We start from the raw sequence: 15,281 nt of genomic DNA, 5'->3' as shown, positions 1-15,281 counted from the left end.
ATCTCACCCGCGTCTGCCTGGACGGACCACCGCCAGCACCAGCAGGCCCGCGACCAGGCCCGTGGCGGCGCTCGCCCGGTAGACGTCGTTCAGCGCGGCGTACGGGGCCGGGTCGCCCTGGTACAGGATGCCGAGCACGGCGATGCCGAGCGCGTAGCCGAGCTGCCTGACCGTGTTGACCGTGCCCGCGGCCATGCCCGCGCGCTGCGGCGGCACGTACAGCATGACAGCGGAGTTGAGCGGCGGGAGGGCCAGTCCCACGCCGAGGCCCGTCACGACCAGTCCCGGTGCCAGCGCGATCGAGGTCGAGTGCTGGTCGAGCATGCCCTGGAGCAACGCGCCCGCGCCGATCAGCAGCAGCCCGCAGCCGATCGCGGCGCGGGCGGGCAGCCGGGGGAACAGGCGCGAGACGGCCACCGAGACCACCAGGGAGGTGGCGGCCATCGGCGTCAGCGCCAGCCCCGCGTCCACAGGACCGAGCCTGAGGACCCCCTGCAGCCAGATCGAGGTGAAGGCCAAGCAGGCGAACGCGGCCGGCATCAGCAGCATGGCCCCTGCCATGATCCCGCTGTACGACTGGTTGGCGAACAGCCGCAGGTCCAGCATGGGGTGCGCGCTGCGCGTCTCGATGGCGACGAAGGCCGCGAGCGCCACCGCCGCCCCGGCCAGCGGCACGAGCGCCTGCGCCGCCGTCCAGCCGTGCTGCCCGGCCTCGATGAGCCCGTACGTGAGGGCGCCCGCGGCGACCGTGAACGTGACCATGCCCGGCCAGTCGAGCCGGCCCTTCCCGGGCAGGCGCGACTCCTCGACCGTGCGCAGGGTGAGCCAGCCGGCGGCCAGGCTGATGGGCAGGTTCACCAGGAAGATGGCCCGCCAGTGCAGGTGCTCGGTGAGCAGGCCGCCGAGCACGGGTGCGACGGCCGCGGCGGCGCCGTTGACGCCGCCCCACACGCCGAACGCGATGCCGCGCTGCCTGCCGTGGTAGGTGGCGCTGATGACGGCCAGGGTCGTCGCCATCATGGCGGCCCCGCCCGCGCCCTGGACCACGCGCGCCGCCAGGAGCACGCCGCCGTTGGGAGCCAGGCCGCAGGCCAGGGAGGCCAGCGCGAACACGGCCAGCGCCCCCAGGAAGACCTTCCGCCGTCCGGCGTGGTCGGCGAAGGAGCCGGCGGCGAGCAGCAGGGCGGCCAGGGCCAGCGCGTAGCCGTCCAGTAACCACTGGATGCCGGTGAATGTCATGCCGAGATCGGCGGTGATATGGGGCAGGGCGACCATGACGATGGTCACGTCGACGAGAAGCATGAAGGCGCCGAGACAGGCGGCCACCAGGGGCCACCAGCTGGTCGTCGTCGCCTCGGAGGTCTGGGTCATGGCGACTACGGTCGAGCCTGCCTGCTGATATTCGCCAGTCAATGCGCGGATCTTGGCGTTTTGGTGGTCGGCGTCGTGGACGGGCGGCGGGTCGGATACGAGTCATGGGCGATAAGGCTGCGGTGCACGCCTGACGCGGCGGTCTCGATCGCCGAGGCGCTCGGCCGGCGCCCCGACACGTTCTGGGTGCACCTGCTGTCCGGCGGCACCGAGATCTCCTGCACCACGATCCAGCGCACGGCGAAGGAGCGCCAGTCGCTGCTGCTGGGCAGGCTGGCGCGGACGGATCGCGTGCTGTCGGTCACGGCGCACAGGAGCATCCACATGTTCGCCGGCGGCTGGGTGGGCTGGACGGGGATGGCCGTGCTGTCGCCCGAGCAGGAGGCGGCGCTGCAGGCGGGACGCGGGTTCGCCCGTCATGGCGGTGAGGAGCCGATCACTCCTGGCCCCGGCGACGACGCGCTGCTGGAGGCGCTGTCGCGGGACGGCCGCGCGGGCTACGCGGACCTGGCGGCGGCGACAGGCTGGTCGGAGTCGACGGTCAGGCGCCGCATGGATCAGCTCTGCGCGGCGGGCTCGATCTTCTTCCACCTCGACGTGCTCCCCGCGCTGCTGGGCAAGCGGGTCGAAGCACAGCTGTGGATGTCGGTGCCGCCGGCCGAGCTGGACGCGACCGGGCGGGCGCTGGCCGGGCATCCGGAGGTCGCGTTCGTGGGCGCGACGACGGGCCCCGCCAACCTGATCGCCAACGTCGTGTGCGACGACGACACGGCGTTCTACCGCTACCTGACCGAGAGCCTGGGCGCGCTGCCCGCGATCGGGCACATCGAGACCGCGCCGATCATCAGGACCATCAAGCGGTTCGGGTCCGTGCTCCCCCTCTGACGGCGGGGCGCTCACGGCCCTGCGCCGGGGCAGCCCGATAATCGAGACGTGCACCGGCCAACCAGGCGCTCGTTCCTGCGGCTCGGCGGCGTGACCGCGGCCGGGGCGGTCGGTGCGCTGGTGCCCGCCGAGGCGGCGCACACGCCCGACGACTCGTTCCTACGATTACGCCGCCGCTGGCGGGAGGTGACGGCGGGGGCCGGGTACGACCCGGCGGCGGAGCCGTACCGGACCTGGCTGGCCCAGCTGGGCAGGAGGGCCGCCCGCTGTCGCGACACCATGGCCCCCGGCCGGGCCTCGCTCTGGCCGGACCAGGCGTTCCCCTCCTTCGTGGCGACGCCGCGGCGGCTGCGTGACATGGCGCACGCGTACGTGCTGGAGGGCACCGGCCTGACCGGCGATCCGGGCCTGGCGGCGGCCGTCGTGGCAGGCGTGGACCACTACCGGCGACACGTGTACGCGGCGGACGCCGACGCGGTGGGCAACTGGTGGCACTGGCAGATCGGCGTGCCGAAGGCGCTGCTCGACACGGCCGTACTGGTCGGGCTGCCCGAACCACAGAGCGCGGCGCTGCGGGAGGCGGTCGACCACTTCGTCCCCGAAAGCCGGCTCGGCGACTACAGCGGCACCAGCACCGGGGCCAACCGCGTGGACCTGTGCGTGGTGATGCTGCTGCGGGCCATGCTCGGGTCCGACCACGGCAGGGCCGCGCTGGCGGTCTCCGCGCTCGCGCCGGTCTTCCGGCTCGTCCGGGACGGCGACGGGTTCTACCGGGACGGGTCGTTCATCCAGCACACGTACGTGCCCTACCAGGGTGCCTACGGGGTGACGCTGCTGTCGGGGCTGGCGACGCTGTTCGCGGTGCTCAGGGGCTCGCCCTGGGAGGTCTCCGACCAGAACGTGTTCGACATGGTCGAGCGGTCGTTCGCGCCCTTCGTCCTGGACGGCGCCTGCATGGACCTGGTCCGCGGCAGGGGCGTCGGCAGGAGGCCGTTCGGCGACCACGAGAAGGGGCGGGAGATCGCCGCGGCGGTTCTGCTGCTGGGTGAGAGCGCCCCGGCCGCCGAGCGGGCCCGCTGGCAGGCCATGGTCAAGGGCTGGGCGGCACGCGACACGTACCGGCCGATGCCGGCGCATCCCGAGCCCGCGTTCCACGCCCGGCTGGCCGCGATCATGGACGACGACGCCGTGCCCGCGGCGCCGGAGCCCGTCGGGCACCGGCTGCTGCCGATGAGCGCCAGGGCCGTGCACCGCAGGCCGGGCTGGTGCGCGGCGCTCAGCATGGCCTCGGCCAGGATCGGCCACTACGAGCACGGCAACGGCGAGAACCCGCGCGGCTGGCACACCGGTTCGGGAATGCTCTACTGGTGGGCCGAGGGCCACGGCGACCAGTACTCCGACTCCTTCTGGCCCACCGTGGACCCCTACCGGCTGCCCGGCACGACCGTCTCCACGCGCAGGCTGCCCGACGGCGCGGGCGAGGCATGGGGCGACACGTGCCCGCCGGGGCGCTGGGTCGGCGGGGCCACCGACGGCACATACGCGACCGTCGGCCAGCACCTGAACGGGCTGGAGAGCACGCTGGAGGCGTTCAAGTCCTGGTTCTTCCTCGACGACGCGATCGTGTGCCTCGGCGCGGGCATCACCGCGGAGGACGGCGTGCCCGTCGAGACGGTCGTGGACAACCGCAGGACCAGCGCTGCTCTGACGGTCCAGGAAGGCTGGGCGCACCTGGAAGGCCACGGCGGCTACGTCGTTCGCCGGCCGTTCCGCACGCTGCGCGAGCGCCGCACCGGCGGCGGCGCGACCCGCGACTACGTGACGCTCTGGCTCGAGCACGGCGTCGATCCCCGTTCGGCCGGATACGTCTACCTGCTCCTGCCCGGCGCGAGCCAGGAGGAGACCGGCCGCAGGGCCGCCGACCCCGGCTGGGTGCGCGTGCTCGCCAACACCGCCCGCGTCCAGGCCGTCCACGTGCCCTCACTGGGGAACATCGCGGCCAACTTCTGGCAGCCCGGGACCGCCGGCGGCCTGGCCGCCTCCGCGCCCTGCGCGGTGCTGGTGCGCGAAGGCGGCGGCACGGCCACGGTGACCGTGTCGGATCCCCGGTGCGACCTCGACGAGCTGGCCGTGACGTGGGCGCGGCCGGTGGCCGGGCTGATCGGCGGCGGCGCCCGCCTGACCGGCTCCACGCTCACGTTCGGCGGGCTGAGCGGTCAGGAGGGCGCCTCGAGGACCGTCACCGTGCGGCTCGGCTGAGCAGTCAGGAGGGCGCCGTCACCCCTTCGGCCGCTGGTCGGGCGAGTCGCTCCAGCCCATCTGCTCCAGTGCCACCCGCAGCAGCGGCTGCCCCTTCTCCACGACCTCGTACTGCAGCAGCTCGGCCGTGTCGCCGTCGATGATCAGCCGGAAGTCGAAACCGTCGGCCGAGGGCGCGGACAGGGCGACCCCGGTGCGCCCCAGCGCGTCCGAGGACTCTCCCTGCGATGCGATGCCCGGCTGGTCGGCCAGGATCTTGAAGAGCGCGGACCGGGTGCCCGGCCTGATCGGCGCGGTCATCAGGTCCACCCCGGTCTGCCAGAGGTAGGTCGGCTTGTCGGCGTGCACCATGTTCGGGCTGCGCTTCCAGAGGGCGTCCAGCTCCCGCCGCAGCCCGGCTTCGCCGGTGGGCAGGTCGCGCACGTTCTGCAGGGTCAGGCTCGGGTTGTCGATGGACAGGATCCGGTCGGCGATGCGGACCGGCGCCGTGGCCTTGGGGTCCACCAGCTCGGGCGAGCCCGCCGCCCGCCAGGCCGCCTCGTCGTCGGGCGAGCCGAACGTGACCCGTACGTCCTGGTCGCTCATCGAGCGGCCGTGCTCGCCCTTCTTCATCGCCCGCCAGGTCTCGCGGGTGTCGGCCGAGTACGCCACGTACGGGAGCTCGGCCGTCTTGAGCTCCTTGACCTTCCGGTCGAACTCCTTCTTGGCCGCGGCGAGCCGTTCGGGATCGCCCTTGAGGTCCCGCTCGGCCTTCTCCTGCTCCGCGACCAGGGCCTTGATCCCGGCCAGGTACTCGCCCGGCACGTTGTGCACCTTCTGGAAGGTGCGTTCGCGGACGTACCAGTAGCGGCCGGACCCGGCCGGCTCCCGCATCGCGGTCGTGGCCGCCGCCAGCAGGAAGGAGCGGGCGCTGACCGGCTGGGCGGCGACCGGCGGCTGCGGGGCCTTCAAGGGTGCGGTGCTCTCACCGGAGCCGGCCACCACGGTGACGGCCGCGGCGAGCCCCGCTGCCAGGGTCCCCGCCACCAGCAGGAACGGCCGCCGCGAGCGACGCGGTTGCCGGGGCGTGGCGAAGGCGCGGGCCAGGTCGGCCGAGCGGCGCCGCCGGTAGGCGTCCTCCGTGAGCTCGTCGAGCTTCGCCGGCCTGAGGTGGGCGAACATGCGGTCGGTCATCTCATCCTCCTCATCGGGTGCTGCGGACCTCGAGGCGAAGCGCCTGGTTCAGGCGTTTGCGGGCGCGGTGCAGCCTGACGTTGTACGTGCGGACCGAACACCCCATGACGGCGGCCGCCTGCTCGGGCGGCAGGCCGTACCAGGTGGCGAACACCATCGCCTCCACGTCCTGCTCCGGCAGGCCCGACAGCGCGGCCAGGGCCGTCTCCCTGTCGATGACGTGCTCGGCGACGTCCCCGCCCACCTGATCCCCGCTGAGTGCGGCTATCCGATCGACCAGCGCCTGGCGCCGATGGTGCGAGTCGCGCTGCTTGGCCAGCAGGTTCCTGGCCACGCCGAGCAGCCACGGCAGCGGCGGCTCGGGCAGCTGGTCGAGCCGCCGCCAGGCCACGAGGAACGTCTCGCTGGAGACGTCCTCGGCCGTGTCACGCTCGGCCCGCAGCAGGGCATAGCCGAGTACGCTGCGGTAATGCCGGTCGTAGAGCTCGGTGAATCGTTCTTCGGGATCGTCCACACCCAGTAGTCCCTCCGAACGCCCCCCGATTACCGCGTCACTCCGGATTTCCTCCCGTGCGCGCCCTCCGATACTCCTGCACCACCAGATCGGTCAGTTCCCGGAGCTGACCCTTGATGGCGGTCATGTCAGGACACGGTTTGGCGAAGGCCCAGCTCCCGCATGACGAACGCCAGCCAGTCCGTCTGCTGCGCGACGACCGTGCTCCAGCTCGTCCCCCCGTGCCCGGCGTCGGACCAGACGCGCAGCAGGACCGGATGGGACCCGGTGGTGGCGGCCTGCGTCCTGGCGGCGAACTTGCGGGAGTGCCAGGCCGGGCAGCGGGGATCGTTGGCTCCCGCTTCCAGCAGGATCGCCGGGTACGCCGTACCCGATCGCACGTTGTGGTACGGCGAGTAGGCCATGAGCACGGACGCGTCGGCGGGGTCGGCCGGGTTGCCGTACTCGGGGATGGTGGCGGCGGCGCCGACGGGATCGCGGGCCACCCGCATCAGGTCCAGCTTGGGCGCGCCGCAGACCACCGCCCGCCACAGGTCCGGGCGCTGGGTCGCGGCCACGCCCGCGAGCATCCCGCCGTTCGACGCGCCCTGGAAGGCCAGCCGGTCGGGCGCGGTGACCCCGTCGGCGATCAGCCGCTCGGCGACCGCGTACAGGTCGTCGAAGGTGTTCTGCTTGGCGTGGAGCCGCCCGGCCTCCCACCACTCCAGGCCGAACTCGCCGCCGCCGCGCACGTGGGCGTGCGCGTAGACGCCGCCCGCCTCGACGAACGCCGCCAGCGGCCCGAGGTACGAGGCCAGCTCGGCGATGTTGAAGCCGCCGTACGCGTGGATCAGCGTCGGCCGCGGCTCCGCCCGGTCCAGGCCTGCCCGGTGGACCAGGGTGCAGGGGACGCGCGTGCCGTCCTTCGAGGTGGCCCACACCCGGGACGTGACCAGGCCGGGAAGGGTGTGCCTGCCGCCCTGCAGGGCGGTCAGCGCCCCCGACTCCAGCTCGTAGTGGTAGACGGTGGGCGACTGCGTGTAGGAGGTGTAGCCGAAGGTGATGGCGTCCTCGCAGCCCACGACCTGGTCCATCACGCCGAGCGCGACGACTCCCTGGGCGATCGAGCTCACCGAGCCCTGGCCGGGCAGGGGGACCTCGCCGAGCTCCTTGCCGTCCAGGTCGAGGATCCTGACGCGGGAGACCGTGTCCACCAGCTCGCCGAGCACCAGCCGGTCACCGACCAGGGTCACGCCGGTCAGCACCGCGTCGCCGCCGGGCACCAGCTCCGTCCAGGCGTCCCGGTCGCCGGGGCGGTCCAGGGGGATACGGACCAGGCGGCCGCGCGGGGCGCCGGCGGTGGTGACGGCCACGTACGCGTCGCCGACGATCACGCCCTTGTAGAGGTGCTCGGCGTCGGTGACGAACTCCCGCCACCCTCGCGGCTCCTGTCCCGAGCCGTCCAGGCGGGCCAGGAAGTGCGGCCTGGGCCGGAGATGGTCGACCTGGAGCACCGCCCAGCGCCCGTCGCGGGAGATCCTGGGAACGGCGTACAGGTACGGGATGTCCAGCGGCTCCGGCTCGGTCGGCGGCGCCTCACCGAGCCGGTGGAAGAACAGCCGCCGGCGCAGCGGCCCCGCCGCCGTCGCGTCGCCGGTCCTGTGGTCGTCGGCCAGGTAGAAGAAGCCGTCGCCGTCGGGGAGCCAGGTCACCAGGCCGGGCCGCTGCTGGGGCACGCCGTCGAGCAGCACCTTCCCGGTGTCGATCTCGATCACCTTGAGCTCGGGCAGCTCGCGCCCCGCCGCGTCCAGCGAGTACGCCAGCAGGCTCCCGTCCGGCGACGGCTGCGGGGCGATCCGCAGCGGCGTGCCGTCGGACAGCTCGTTCAGGTCGATGACGGTACGCCACGGGCCGGTCGGCGCGTCGCTCACCTCGTAGACCATCAGCTCGCGGCCCTCCGGGATGCGACCACTGAACCACCGGGGCCCGTACCGCACGGGGACGACCAGGTTGCGCGCGTCCATCTGCTCGACCAGCTCGCCGACCCTGGCCGCGAGCCTCTCGTGGTCCGGCCAGCCGTGGATGTGGGACCTGGCCAGCTCGTCCTGGGCTTCCTGCCAGGCGAGGACGTCCTGCCCGCCGTCCTCCAGCCACTGGTACGGGTCGTCGAACACCTGGCCGCCGATCTCGTTGCGCTCGGGGCGTACCGGTGTGTCGGGATAACGCATGCGTCACTCTCCGGTCCCGCGTGCCTTCATGGCCCGCTGGAGGTAGTCGATGACGGCGGGCAGCTCGTCCGCCTCCAGCCACTCGATCTGGCGGCTGATCCCCTCGCTGATCTCCGCGCCGGCGTCGCGCCACAGCGCCATGCCCGCGGTGCTCAGCTGCCGGTCGACCTGCTCGTCGCCGGGCCGCAGCGGCGCGGTCATGGCCTCCCAGCGGAGGGAGACGGCCTGCACCCTGGGGTCGTCGACGGGCGTGCCCGCCAGCATGTGCCCGCGGATCTCTCGTACGAGGCCGAGCCATTCGGCCCGGATGCCCTCCAGCCGCTCCTCGCCCAGCTCCGCCCGCCGCCTGGCCAGGTGGTCGCGTAGGTCCTGCGCGAAGTACGTCTCGTACACCGAGATCGTTTCCAGCGTGGCCATGAACTGCTCTGGGTCCGGCATGACCGACTTGTCCAGCAGCCACAGGAGGCCGCTGACCTGCTCCTTGAGCTGGGTCAGGCGGGCGGCCTGGGTCTCGATCTCGATCAGCTGCGCGTCGAGCAGGCCGCGCAGGGTCGTCAGGTCGTCCTCCGACCCGCTCAGGACCTCGGCGACCTCGTCCAGGGACAGGCCGAGGCCGCGCAGCGCGCGCACGCGGTAGAGCCTGCGCAGGTCGGCCTCGGTGTAGCGGCGGTGCCCCGAGGCCGTGCGCTCACCGGCCCTGACCAGACCGATCTCGTCGTAGTGGTAGAGCGTCCTGACCGTGACCCCCGTGGCCTTGGCCAGTTCTCCGATGGTCCATCGACGCTTGTCTGCGGTCACGCTCCGACCGTAGGACCTCCCGCCACGGGAGGTTCAAGCCCAGAGGGCCGCGATGCGGGAGACGGCGGCTCGGCCCTGGGCGTAACCGGCCTTGCCGCCGGGGGTGCGGACCTCCGGGTCGAGCGGGTCGGTGCCGAACGCGGCCAGCGAGGCCTCGTCCGGCTCGATCACCTCGACCCTGCCGTCCAGCCCGGCCCAGGCCGGCTCGCCGATGTCGGGCATCGGCGCCAGCACCAGCACCCGGTCGAACCCGGCCGCGAGGTCGGCGTTGGTGGTCGTACGCACGCCGCCGTCCGTGTACCGGACCCCGTCGATGGTCACGCACGGCCATACGCCGGGCACCGCGCAGCTGGCCGCCACCGCGTCCACCAGCCCCACCTCGGACCCGGGACCGAACAGCCTGGGCTCGCCGCTGGCCGCCTCCACCGCCACGATGACCAGATCGCGGTCCGGCCACTCGTGCACCGGAAGCCGGGCCTCGATCACCTCTCGCCGCCTGGCCTCGCTGATCGTGTCGGCGCCGAGCGCCAGCGTGCCGATCTTCCGTCGCATCTCGGCCGGGTCGGACGTGCTCCCGTAGATCTCCTGGAGCTTCGCCCACAGCTCGTCGATCCGTATCCCGCTGGGCAGCTCAAGCGTCTGCCGCGCGGGGTCGATCTGCCGCTCGAGCAGCGTGGGGAGCGGCACCCCACTGGTGACCTGGGCGGCCACCGCCGAGCCCGCCGACGTGCCGACGACGCGGTCGGCCCCCGTGACGTCCACACCGCCGTCGGCGAGCGCCGCCAGCACGCCCGTCATCCACGCGATCCCGGCGACCCCGCCGCCGCCCAGCACCAGTGCCCGCTTGCTCATCAGCCCTCCCAAGAGATCCGTCTTTCCCAACTCCCGGGTCACGGGCTCTCTTCCCGAGAGGGCTCAGCCGCTCAGCACCTTCCGCAGGACCTCCGCGAACTCCTGCGGGTGGCCGATGAAGCCGCCGTGGTCGCCGGGGAACTCCGCAGGGGAGGTGCCGAGCAGCCCGGCCAGCGCCTCGGAGGTCCGGTACGGGGTCGTCCCGCCCGACTCGGCGCCGACGCCCACCACGATGCGGCCAGGGGCGGCCTTCAGCGCGGCGATGTCGGGCACGTGGCGGGTCGTGCCGCGCATTTCGTGGGCGAAGAAGCGCCTGCTGTCGGCCACCATCTGCTCCGACGGCTGCACGGGAGGCCCCTGGGTGGCGCCGGTGAACCCGGCCTGGGCCATGAACCTGGCGTAGGCGGCGCCCATGCCCTCCCGGTGGAAGGTCTCGATGATGTCGTCGATCGCGGCGCGCTGCTCCGCCGCGTCGGGAAGGAGCTCAAGCAGGGGCGGCTCGTGCGCGACGAGCGTACGGACCCGCTGCGGGTGGCGGGCCACGAGAGCCAGCCCCGTCACCGCGCCGCCGCTGCTGCCGAACACGTCGGCCGAGCCGGCGCCCAGGGCGTCCATGAGCGCGGCCACGTCGTCGGCGCGGAGCTCGGGGGTGGAGTCCTGCGTGGGGTCGTCGAGCACGCTGCCCGAGATGCCCCGCGGGTCGTGCGTGACCACGGTGTACTGCTCCGCCAGCGCCTCGGCCAGCGGGGCGAAGTACGCCGCGGCCATCGGCGAGCCCATCACGAGCAGCGGCGTCGGGCCCGAGCCGCGTACCTCGTAGTGCAGACGCCCGCCCGCGATGTCGAGCGTGTGAGTGGTCGTCATGACTCCTCCAGTCGTTCGCTGTCGGGAGTATGACCCGCGCCCGCGGGGAAAGTCATCGGGCCGTCATGGGGTGACGACCTCCAGATCGCCGGAGTCGCTCGTCAGCTGGATCTGCCGGGCGGCCGAGGGGTCATTGGCCGCCGTGATGTGCTTGTCGCCCGAGTCGGTCTTGGCCACGACGTTGTACGGCCCCTGCGGCACGCGGATCGAGATGCTGCCGGAGTCCGAGGTGGTCACGACCTTGTCGGGTTGACCGTCGAAGGTCAGGTCGACATCGCCCGAGTCGGTCTCCACCTCCGCGTGCTTGGCCGCCAGATCGTCGGCCTCGATCACCCCGGAGTCGGTACGGGCCTTGAGCTGGCCGGACAGTCCCTCCAGCGTCAGGTCACCGGAGTCGCTACGGGCCTTGAGCTCGCCGGACAGTCCCCTCAGCGTCAGATCGCCGGAGTCGGAGCTGACATCGACGCGGAGCCCCTTGGGCACCTCCACCTCGTAGCTCACCTCGCAGGCGGAGGCGGCGCTGCCCAGCCCCCAGGTGCCGGCGCACTTGAAGGCCAGCGTCAGCGTGTCGCCCTGCACCTTGTGGCTGGGCTCCGGCTTGGTCCCGCGCCAGCTGAGCCGCTCGGTCACATGGATGCCCGTGCGGTCCGACTCCACCACCTTGACGGTGCCCGAGTCGGCTTCGACCCGGACTCCCGCGACCTTGTCGGTCACGTCGTACGACGCGGTGTCCTCGTCAAGTGGACCGGCGAGGCCGCACCCGGTTAACAGCGCGGCGAACCCGAGAAACCCTGCGATCATGCCCGCTCTCTTGATCCCCATGCCCCCAAGTCTGGGCCATCCGAGCATGCCCGGGCGTCGGGGAATCCCCTGAACCGACCCTGAGGGGCATCCCCAGGGTCACCACCCCAGCTCGTCGCAGCCCTTGTGGTCCGCGGGCTCGACCTGCAGGGTGGCGTGCGCCACGCCGTGGCGTCGGCGCAGCAGATCACGGGCCTGGTCGAGGACCGCGTGGTTGTCGGCCGGGTCGGCGGTGACCAGGTGGGCGGTGGCGACGTTCATGCCGGAGGTGAGCGTCCACAGATGCAGGTCGTGGACGCCGCGTACGCCGTCGAGCGCCGCGAGGTCCGCGCCCACCGCGGCCGCGTCCATGCCCTCGGGCACGTGCTCCCCCAGCACCGCGAAGACCTGGCGGCCGAGCGAGATCGCCCGCACGGCGACGAAGACGCCGATGGCGAGCGCGACCAGCGTGTCCCAGTACGCCTGCCCGGTCGCGGACACCAGCCAGCCGGCCACGATGACGCCGACCGACCCGGCGGTGTCGGCCACGACCTCCAGGTAGGCGCCCTTGACGTTGAGGCTCTCGCCGGCGCCGGCACGCAGCATCAGCAGCGCGACGAGGTTGACCACCAGGCCGAGAGCGCCCACGACGAGCATCGGGCCGGAGGAGACCTCGGCGCCTCCGCCGATGCGGCCGACGGCCTCGGTGACCACGTACAGTGCGACGCCGAGCATCATGACCACGGCCAGCAGGGACGCGAACACCTCCGCCCGGTACGAGCCGTAGCTCCGCCTGCCCGTCGAGTCCGGCCGGGTGGCGATGCGGGTGGCCACCAGCGCGGCGCCCAGGGTGACGACGTCGGCGGCCATGTGGCCGGCGTCGGACATCAGCGCCAGCGAGCCCGAGATCAGCCCGTACGCCAGCTCGACGACGAAGAACGAGCCGATCAGGACGAAGGAGACCCCCAGCCGCCACCGGTGACGGCTCCCGGCGTGCCCGTGCCCGGCCCCCATCAGGCGTTCCCGTCGCGTTCGGGATGGACCGCCTCGGTGTGCTCGGTGTGGGCGAGCGCGAGGTCGAGCAGCATCCGTACGTGCGGGTCGGCCAGCCGGTAGTACGCCATCCGCCCCGCGCGCCTGGCGATGACGATGCGGTGGGCGCGCAGCAGCCGCAGGGCGTGGGACACGGCGGATTCGCTCTGGCCGGTCACGGCGGCCAGGTCGCACACGCACAGCTCGCCGTCCAGGAGCGCCACCAGCAGCCGCAACCGGTTCGGATCGGACAGCAGGCCGAAGACGTCGGCGGTGTCGGCCAGATCCTCGGCCGCCGGCATTCGCTCGCACACGGCGGTGACCCGCTCGGCGTCGACCACGCGCACGGCGCAGCCGTCCACCGACACCACACGCTCACCTGAAGAGGTATTCATATGACATCTATGCTCCCAGCGCCCCGTCTCAAACGCCGGCGAGATGATTGATCACTCGTTGCCGGCGTCGCGGGCGTCGAGCAGGTCCAGATAGCCCTGCACGGCCTCCCACAGGTGATGCTCGGGATACCGGCTCAGGCTGCGATGCCGCCTGCGCCACTGGCGGTCCCAGTACGAGTCGCGCACGGCCCGCAGATGCTCCAGCGCCGCCTCAAGCTCCCCAGCGGCCGGTGCGCGCTCCTGAGGCTGGGGCGCCGTCCCGCGCAGCAGGTTGAAGCGGCGCTCGGCGAGCGCGTCGAGCACCCCCTTGTCCGTGCCGTCGAGAGACCAGAACCGGACCGGGTCATGGATGCGGTGGTTCGGCACCGGGTCCTGATGGGAGCGCCACCAGTAGGCGATCCCGCCCTGGTCCAGCCGCAGGAAGTCGACCAGCCACGCGGTGCCCGGCGGATGCGTGCCCCAGCTCACCTCCTCCGGCGGGAGGTTCAGCACCAGGACGATCTCGAGGTGATCGATCGGGTCGGCCCCGGACAGCAGGTCGCCGAACACGTGGGCCTCGCGCAGGAACGGCTCGTCGGCCGGCACCCGCCGGGTCTGCTCGCACGCCTGGGCGAGCTGCCGCAGCCTCTCCACCGCTCGCCGATATCGCATGACTCCGCCGCCCTCCCCGCGCTGGACTCGCGACCAGCGTACGAGCTCGCACTTGAGAAGCGGGTCCACGGGTGACTACCGTGCCTCGGTGATCACCCTGTCTGATGTCCTCGCCGCCGCGGCCGCCGGGCGAATGCCCCGACCGGGGGGCGGTCCCACCATCGTCCCGCAGCCGTCGGCGCGCGACGCGGGAGTGATCGCCTTCACCGCCCACAATGTGATCTTCGCCGACCTCGACGAGGACTGGATCCGATCCCGGCTCCCCGATGGCGACCTGTCGGCGCCGCTCAACCCGCCGTTCCTCAGAGACCTGGAAGAGCGTCTGGGGCGCCGGGTCGGCGGCATCGACATGCTCGCCCTTGCCGCTCCCTGCGCCGGTCGCCCGCCGATCGAGCTGATCGAGGTCACGGACCCGGCCCATCCACGTGTCGAGCGGGCCCGCCGCTACCGGGACGACGTACGCGTCTGGACCTGCTCCGCAGGGCTGCTGGTCATCGGGCGGGGCGTGGCCGGGCGATGGGAGGTCGCGATCGAGGTGGATCCGGGCGGCCAGGGACGCGGGCTGGGCCGGGCCCTCGCCCGCGCGGCCCGGCATCTCACCGCACACCCGCTCTGGGCCCAGATCGCCCCGGGCAACGCCGCGAGCGTGCGGGCGTTCCTCGCCGCGGGCTACGTCCCGATCGGCGCCGAAGCGCTCCTCGTCCCACCGCCGGCATGACCCGGGTCGGGGCTTACTCGTCCAGGGGGCGCGTCAGGCGGACGCAGCACTCTCCGGGCCGGGGGTCCAGGACCGCTTCGACGCCGGTGGCCTGGAGACCGTCGAGGTAGCCCGACAGGAAGCCGTGGTTCATGCCGCAGACCAGGTCGGGGGCCTTGGCGGCGAGCGGGTGGAAAGGGCAGTTGCGCAGGCGGATGTCCGTGGGACCGATCCGGTAGGGCTCGAAGCCGTGCTGGTCGAGCATGCGCTGGCAGAAGGTCAGGGCGCGCTCGGCGCCGAGCCTGCCCGGGCGGGACCGGTCGCGCTCGTCGCGGCCCAGGCGGTGCCCGCGCTGCCGGGCGGTCCTGATCGCCGCCTCGCTGCCTGCCTCGCCGTCGCGCTGGGTCAGGACGGCGTCCAGGAAGAGGTCGGCGAGGAACGCGTGCCGACGCTCCGGGATGGTGACCCGGATCTCGGCGTCGCCGGGCAGATAGACCTTGGGCCGGCGGCCCACCTTGCGCACGCCCTCCGGAGCGGCGTAGTCGGCGCGCAGCAGGCCCGCCGCGACCAGCTTGTCCAGGTGGAACGCGGCCAGCTTGCGGGAGATGCCCACACTGGCCGCGGCCTCGTCGCGGGTGACGGGACGGCCGGCCCGGCGGATGAAGTCGAACATCTCCCGGCGCGACTCCTCGCCCAGGACGCTGACGATCGCGACGTCGTTGGTGGTCACCCAGCCAAATTACCTCCAATCTCCACGGGTGATAACCGTCGGCTTGACGGCTCAGCCCGAATAAGACCAACAT

At 72.7% G+C, this 15,281-nt stretch carries 15 protein-coding genes; 3 read left to right on the top strand and 12 right to left on the bottom strand.

What is annotated here, in order from left to right; all coding sequences use genetic code 11:
* Positions 1-3 precede the first annotated feature (3 nt).
* On the bottom strand, positions 4-1,371 hold the full coding sequence (locus AB0J64_RS09105; protein WP_364023033.1) for an MFS transporter: 1,368 nt from the start codon (positions 1,369-1,371) through the stop codon (positions 4-6).
* Positions 1,372-1,434: 63 nt separating this feature from the next.
* On the opposite strand from AB0J64_RS09105, the gene AB0J64_RS09100 reads away from it, so the two are divergent.
* Both AB0J64_RS09100 and AB0J64_RS09095 read left to right on the top strand, forming a co-directional pair.
* Positions 1,435-2,256 (top strand): Lrp/AsnC family transcriptional regulator, encoded by an 822-nt coding sequence (locus AB0J64_RS09100; protein ID WP_364023330.1) that lies wholly within the window; start codon positions 1,435-1,437, stop codon positions 2,254-2,256.
* 48 nt (positions 2,257-2,304) lie between these two features.
* The gene (locus tag AB0J64_RS09095; protein WP_364023030.1) at positions 2,305-4,515 is read left to right on the top strand and encodes a polysaccharide lyase 8 family protein; all 2,211 of its coding nucleotides are present in this window, start codon (positions 2,305-2,307) and stop codon (positions 4,513-4,515) included.
* 18 nt (positions 4,516-4,533) lie between these two features.
* On the opposite strand, the gene AB0J64_RS09090 is transcribed toward AB0J64_RS09095, so the two are convergent.
* The 10 genes from AB0J64_RS09090 to AB0J64_RS09045 form a co-directional block, all read right to left on the bottom strand.
* Entirely contained in the window at positions 4,534-5,688 is a 1,155-nt protein-coding gene (locus AB0J64_RS09090; protein WP_364023027.1) for a hypothetical protein, read from the bottom strand.
* Positions 5,689-5,698: 10 nt separating this feature from the next.
* Positions 5,699-6,202: a sigma-70 family RNA polymerase sigma factor gene (locus AB0J64_RS09085; RefSeq protein WP_364023024.1), complete on the bottom strand. Its 504-nt coding sequence runs from the start codon at positions 6,200-6,202 to the stop codon at positions 5,699-5,701.
* A gap of 128 nt (positions 6,203-6,330) precedes the next feature.
* Positions 6,331-8,409: a prolyl oligopeptidase family serine peptidase gene (locus AB0J64_RS09080; protein WP_364023021.1), complete on the bottom strand. Its 2,079-nt coding sequence runs from the start codon at positions 8,407-8,409 to the stop codon at positions 6,331-6,333.
* A gap of 3 nt (positions 8,410-8,412) precedes the next feature.
* Positions 8,413-9,207, bottom strand: coding sequence for a MerR family transcriptional regulator (locus tag AB0J64_RS09075; protein ID WP_364023018.1), 795 nt, complete (start codon positions 9,205-9,207; stop codon positions 8,413-8,415).
* A gap of 33 nt (positions 9,208-9,240) precedes the next feature.
* Entirely contained in the window at positions 9,241-10,059 is an 819-nt protein-coding gene (locus tag AB0J64_RS09070) for a patatin-like phospholipase family protein (protein WP_364023015.1), read from the bottom strand.
* Positions 10,060-10,122: 63 nt separating this feature from the next.
* On the bottom strand, positions 10,123-10,923 hold the full coding sequence (locus AB0J64_RS09065; protein WP_364023012.1) for an alpha/beta hydrolase: 801 nt from the start codon (positions 10,921-10,923) through the stop codon (positions 10,123-10,125).
* A 63-nt stretch (positions 10,924-10,986) separates the two neighbouring features.
* Positions 10,987-11,745, bottom strand: coding sequence for a DUF4097 family beta strand repeat-containing protein (locus AB0J64_RS09060; protein ID WP_364023009.1), 759 nt, complete (start codon positions 11,743-11,745; stop codon positions 10,987-10,989).
* 78 nt (positions 11,746-11,823) lie between these two features.
* Positions 11,824-12,717, bottom strand: a complete 894-nt coding sequence (locus AB0J64_RS09055; protein WP_364023006.1) for a cation diffusion facilitator family transporter — start codon at positions 12,715-12,717, stop codon at positions 11,824-11,826.
* Entirely contained in the window at positions 12,717-13,130 is a 414-nt protein-coding gene (locus AB0J64_RS09050) for a metalloregulator ArsR/SmtB family transcription factor (protein WP_364023003.1), read from the bottom strand. Before AB0J64_RS09050 ends, AB0J64_RS09055 begins: the two co-directional genes overlap by 1 nt.
* Before the next feature lie 51 nt (positions 13,131-13,181).
* Positions 13,182-13,781 carry a hypothetical protein gene (locus AB0J64_RS09045; RefSeq protein ID WP_364023001.1) on the bottom strand — a complete coding sequence of 200 codons (600 nt, stop codon included), beginning with the start codon at positions 13,779-13,781 and terminating at the stop codon, positions 13,182-13,184.
* Positions 13,782-13,869: 88 nt separating this feature from the next.
* On the opposite strand from AB0J64_RS09045, the gene AB0J64_RS09040 reads away from it, so the two are divergent.
* Positions 13,870-14,499, top strand: a complete 630-nt coding sequence (locus AB0J64_RS09040) for a GNAT family N-acetyltransferase (protein WP_364022999.1) — start codon at positions 13,870-13,872, stop codon at positions 14,497-14,499.
* 13 nt (positions 14,500-14,512) lie between these two features.
* Here AB0J64_RS09040 and AB0J64_RS09035 read toward each other — a convergent pair whose 3' ends face one another.
* On the bottom strand, positions 14,513-15,208 hold the full coding sequence (locus AB0J64_RS09035) for a helix-turn-helix domain-containing protein (protein WP_364022996.1): 696 nt from the start codon (positions 15,206-15,208) through the stop codon (positions 14,513-14,515).
* Between the last annotated feature and the right edge of the window lie 73 nt (positions 15,209-15,281).

Origin of the sequence: Nonomuraea sp. NPDC049695, assembly GCF_040674955.1 — a bacterium.
In the GTDB taxonomy this organism is placed as follows: Bacteria; Actinomycetota; Actinomycetes; order Streptosporangiales; family Streptosporangiaceae; genus Nonomuraea; species Nonomuraea helvata.
Note: the sequence above shows the minus strand (reverse complement) of the source record. Positions and strands in the feature narration are given on the sequence as shown.

What these genes read in the sequence shown, in the direction of transcription:
- AB0J64_RS09055 (WP_364023006.1), bottom strand. Translation starts at nt 12,717, where the DNA reads ATGGGGGCCGGGCACGGGCACGCCGGGAGCCGTCACCGGTGGCGGCTG.
- AB0J64_RS09045 (WP_364023001.1), bottom strand. Translation starts at nt 13,781, where the DNA reads ATGCGATATCGGCGAGCGGTGGAGAGGCTGCGGCAGCTCGCCCAGGCG.
- AB0J64_RS09050 (WP_364023003.1), bottom strand. Translation starts at nt 13,130, where the DNA reads ATGAATACCTCTTCAGGTGAGCGTGTGGTGTCGGTGGACGGCTGCGCC.
- AB0J64_RS09070 (WP_364023015.1), bottom strand. Translation starts at nt 10,059, where the DNA reads ATGAGCAAGCGGGCACTGGTGCTGGGCGGCGGCGGGGTCGCCGGGATC.
- AB0J64_RS09065 (WP_364023012.1), bottom strand. Translation starts at nt 10,923, where the DNA reads ATGACGACCACTCACACGCTCGACATCGCGGGCGGGCGTCTGCACTAC.
- AB0J64_RS09060 (WP_364023009.1), bottom strand. Translation starts at nt 11,745, where the DNA reads ATGGGGATCAAGAGAGCGGGCATGATCGCAGGGTTTCTCGGGTTCGCC.
- AB0J64_RS09080 (WP_364023021.1), bottom strand. Translation starts at nt 8,409, where the DNA reads ATGCGTTATCCCGACACACCGGTACGCCCCGAGCGCAACGAGATCGGC.
- AB0J64_RS09090 (WP_364023027.1), bottom strand. Translation starts at nt 5,688, where the DNA reads ATGACCGACCGCATGTTCGCCCACCTCAGGCCGGCGAAGCTCGACGAG.
- AB0J64_RS09105 (WP_364023033.1), bottom strand. Translation starts at nt 1,371, where the DNA reads ATGACCCAGACCTCCGAGGCGACGACGACCAGCTGGTGGCCCCTGGTG.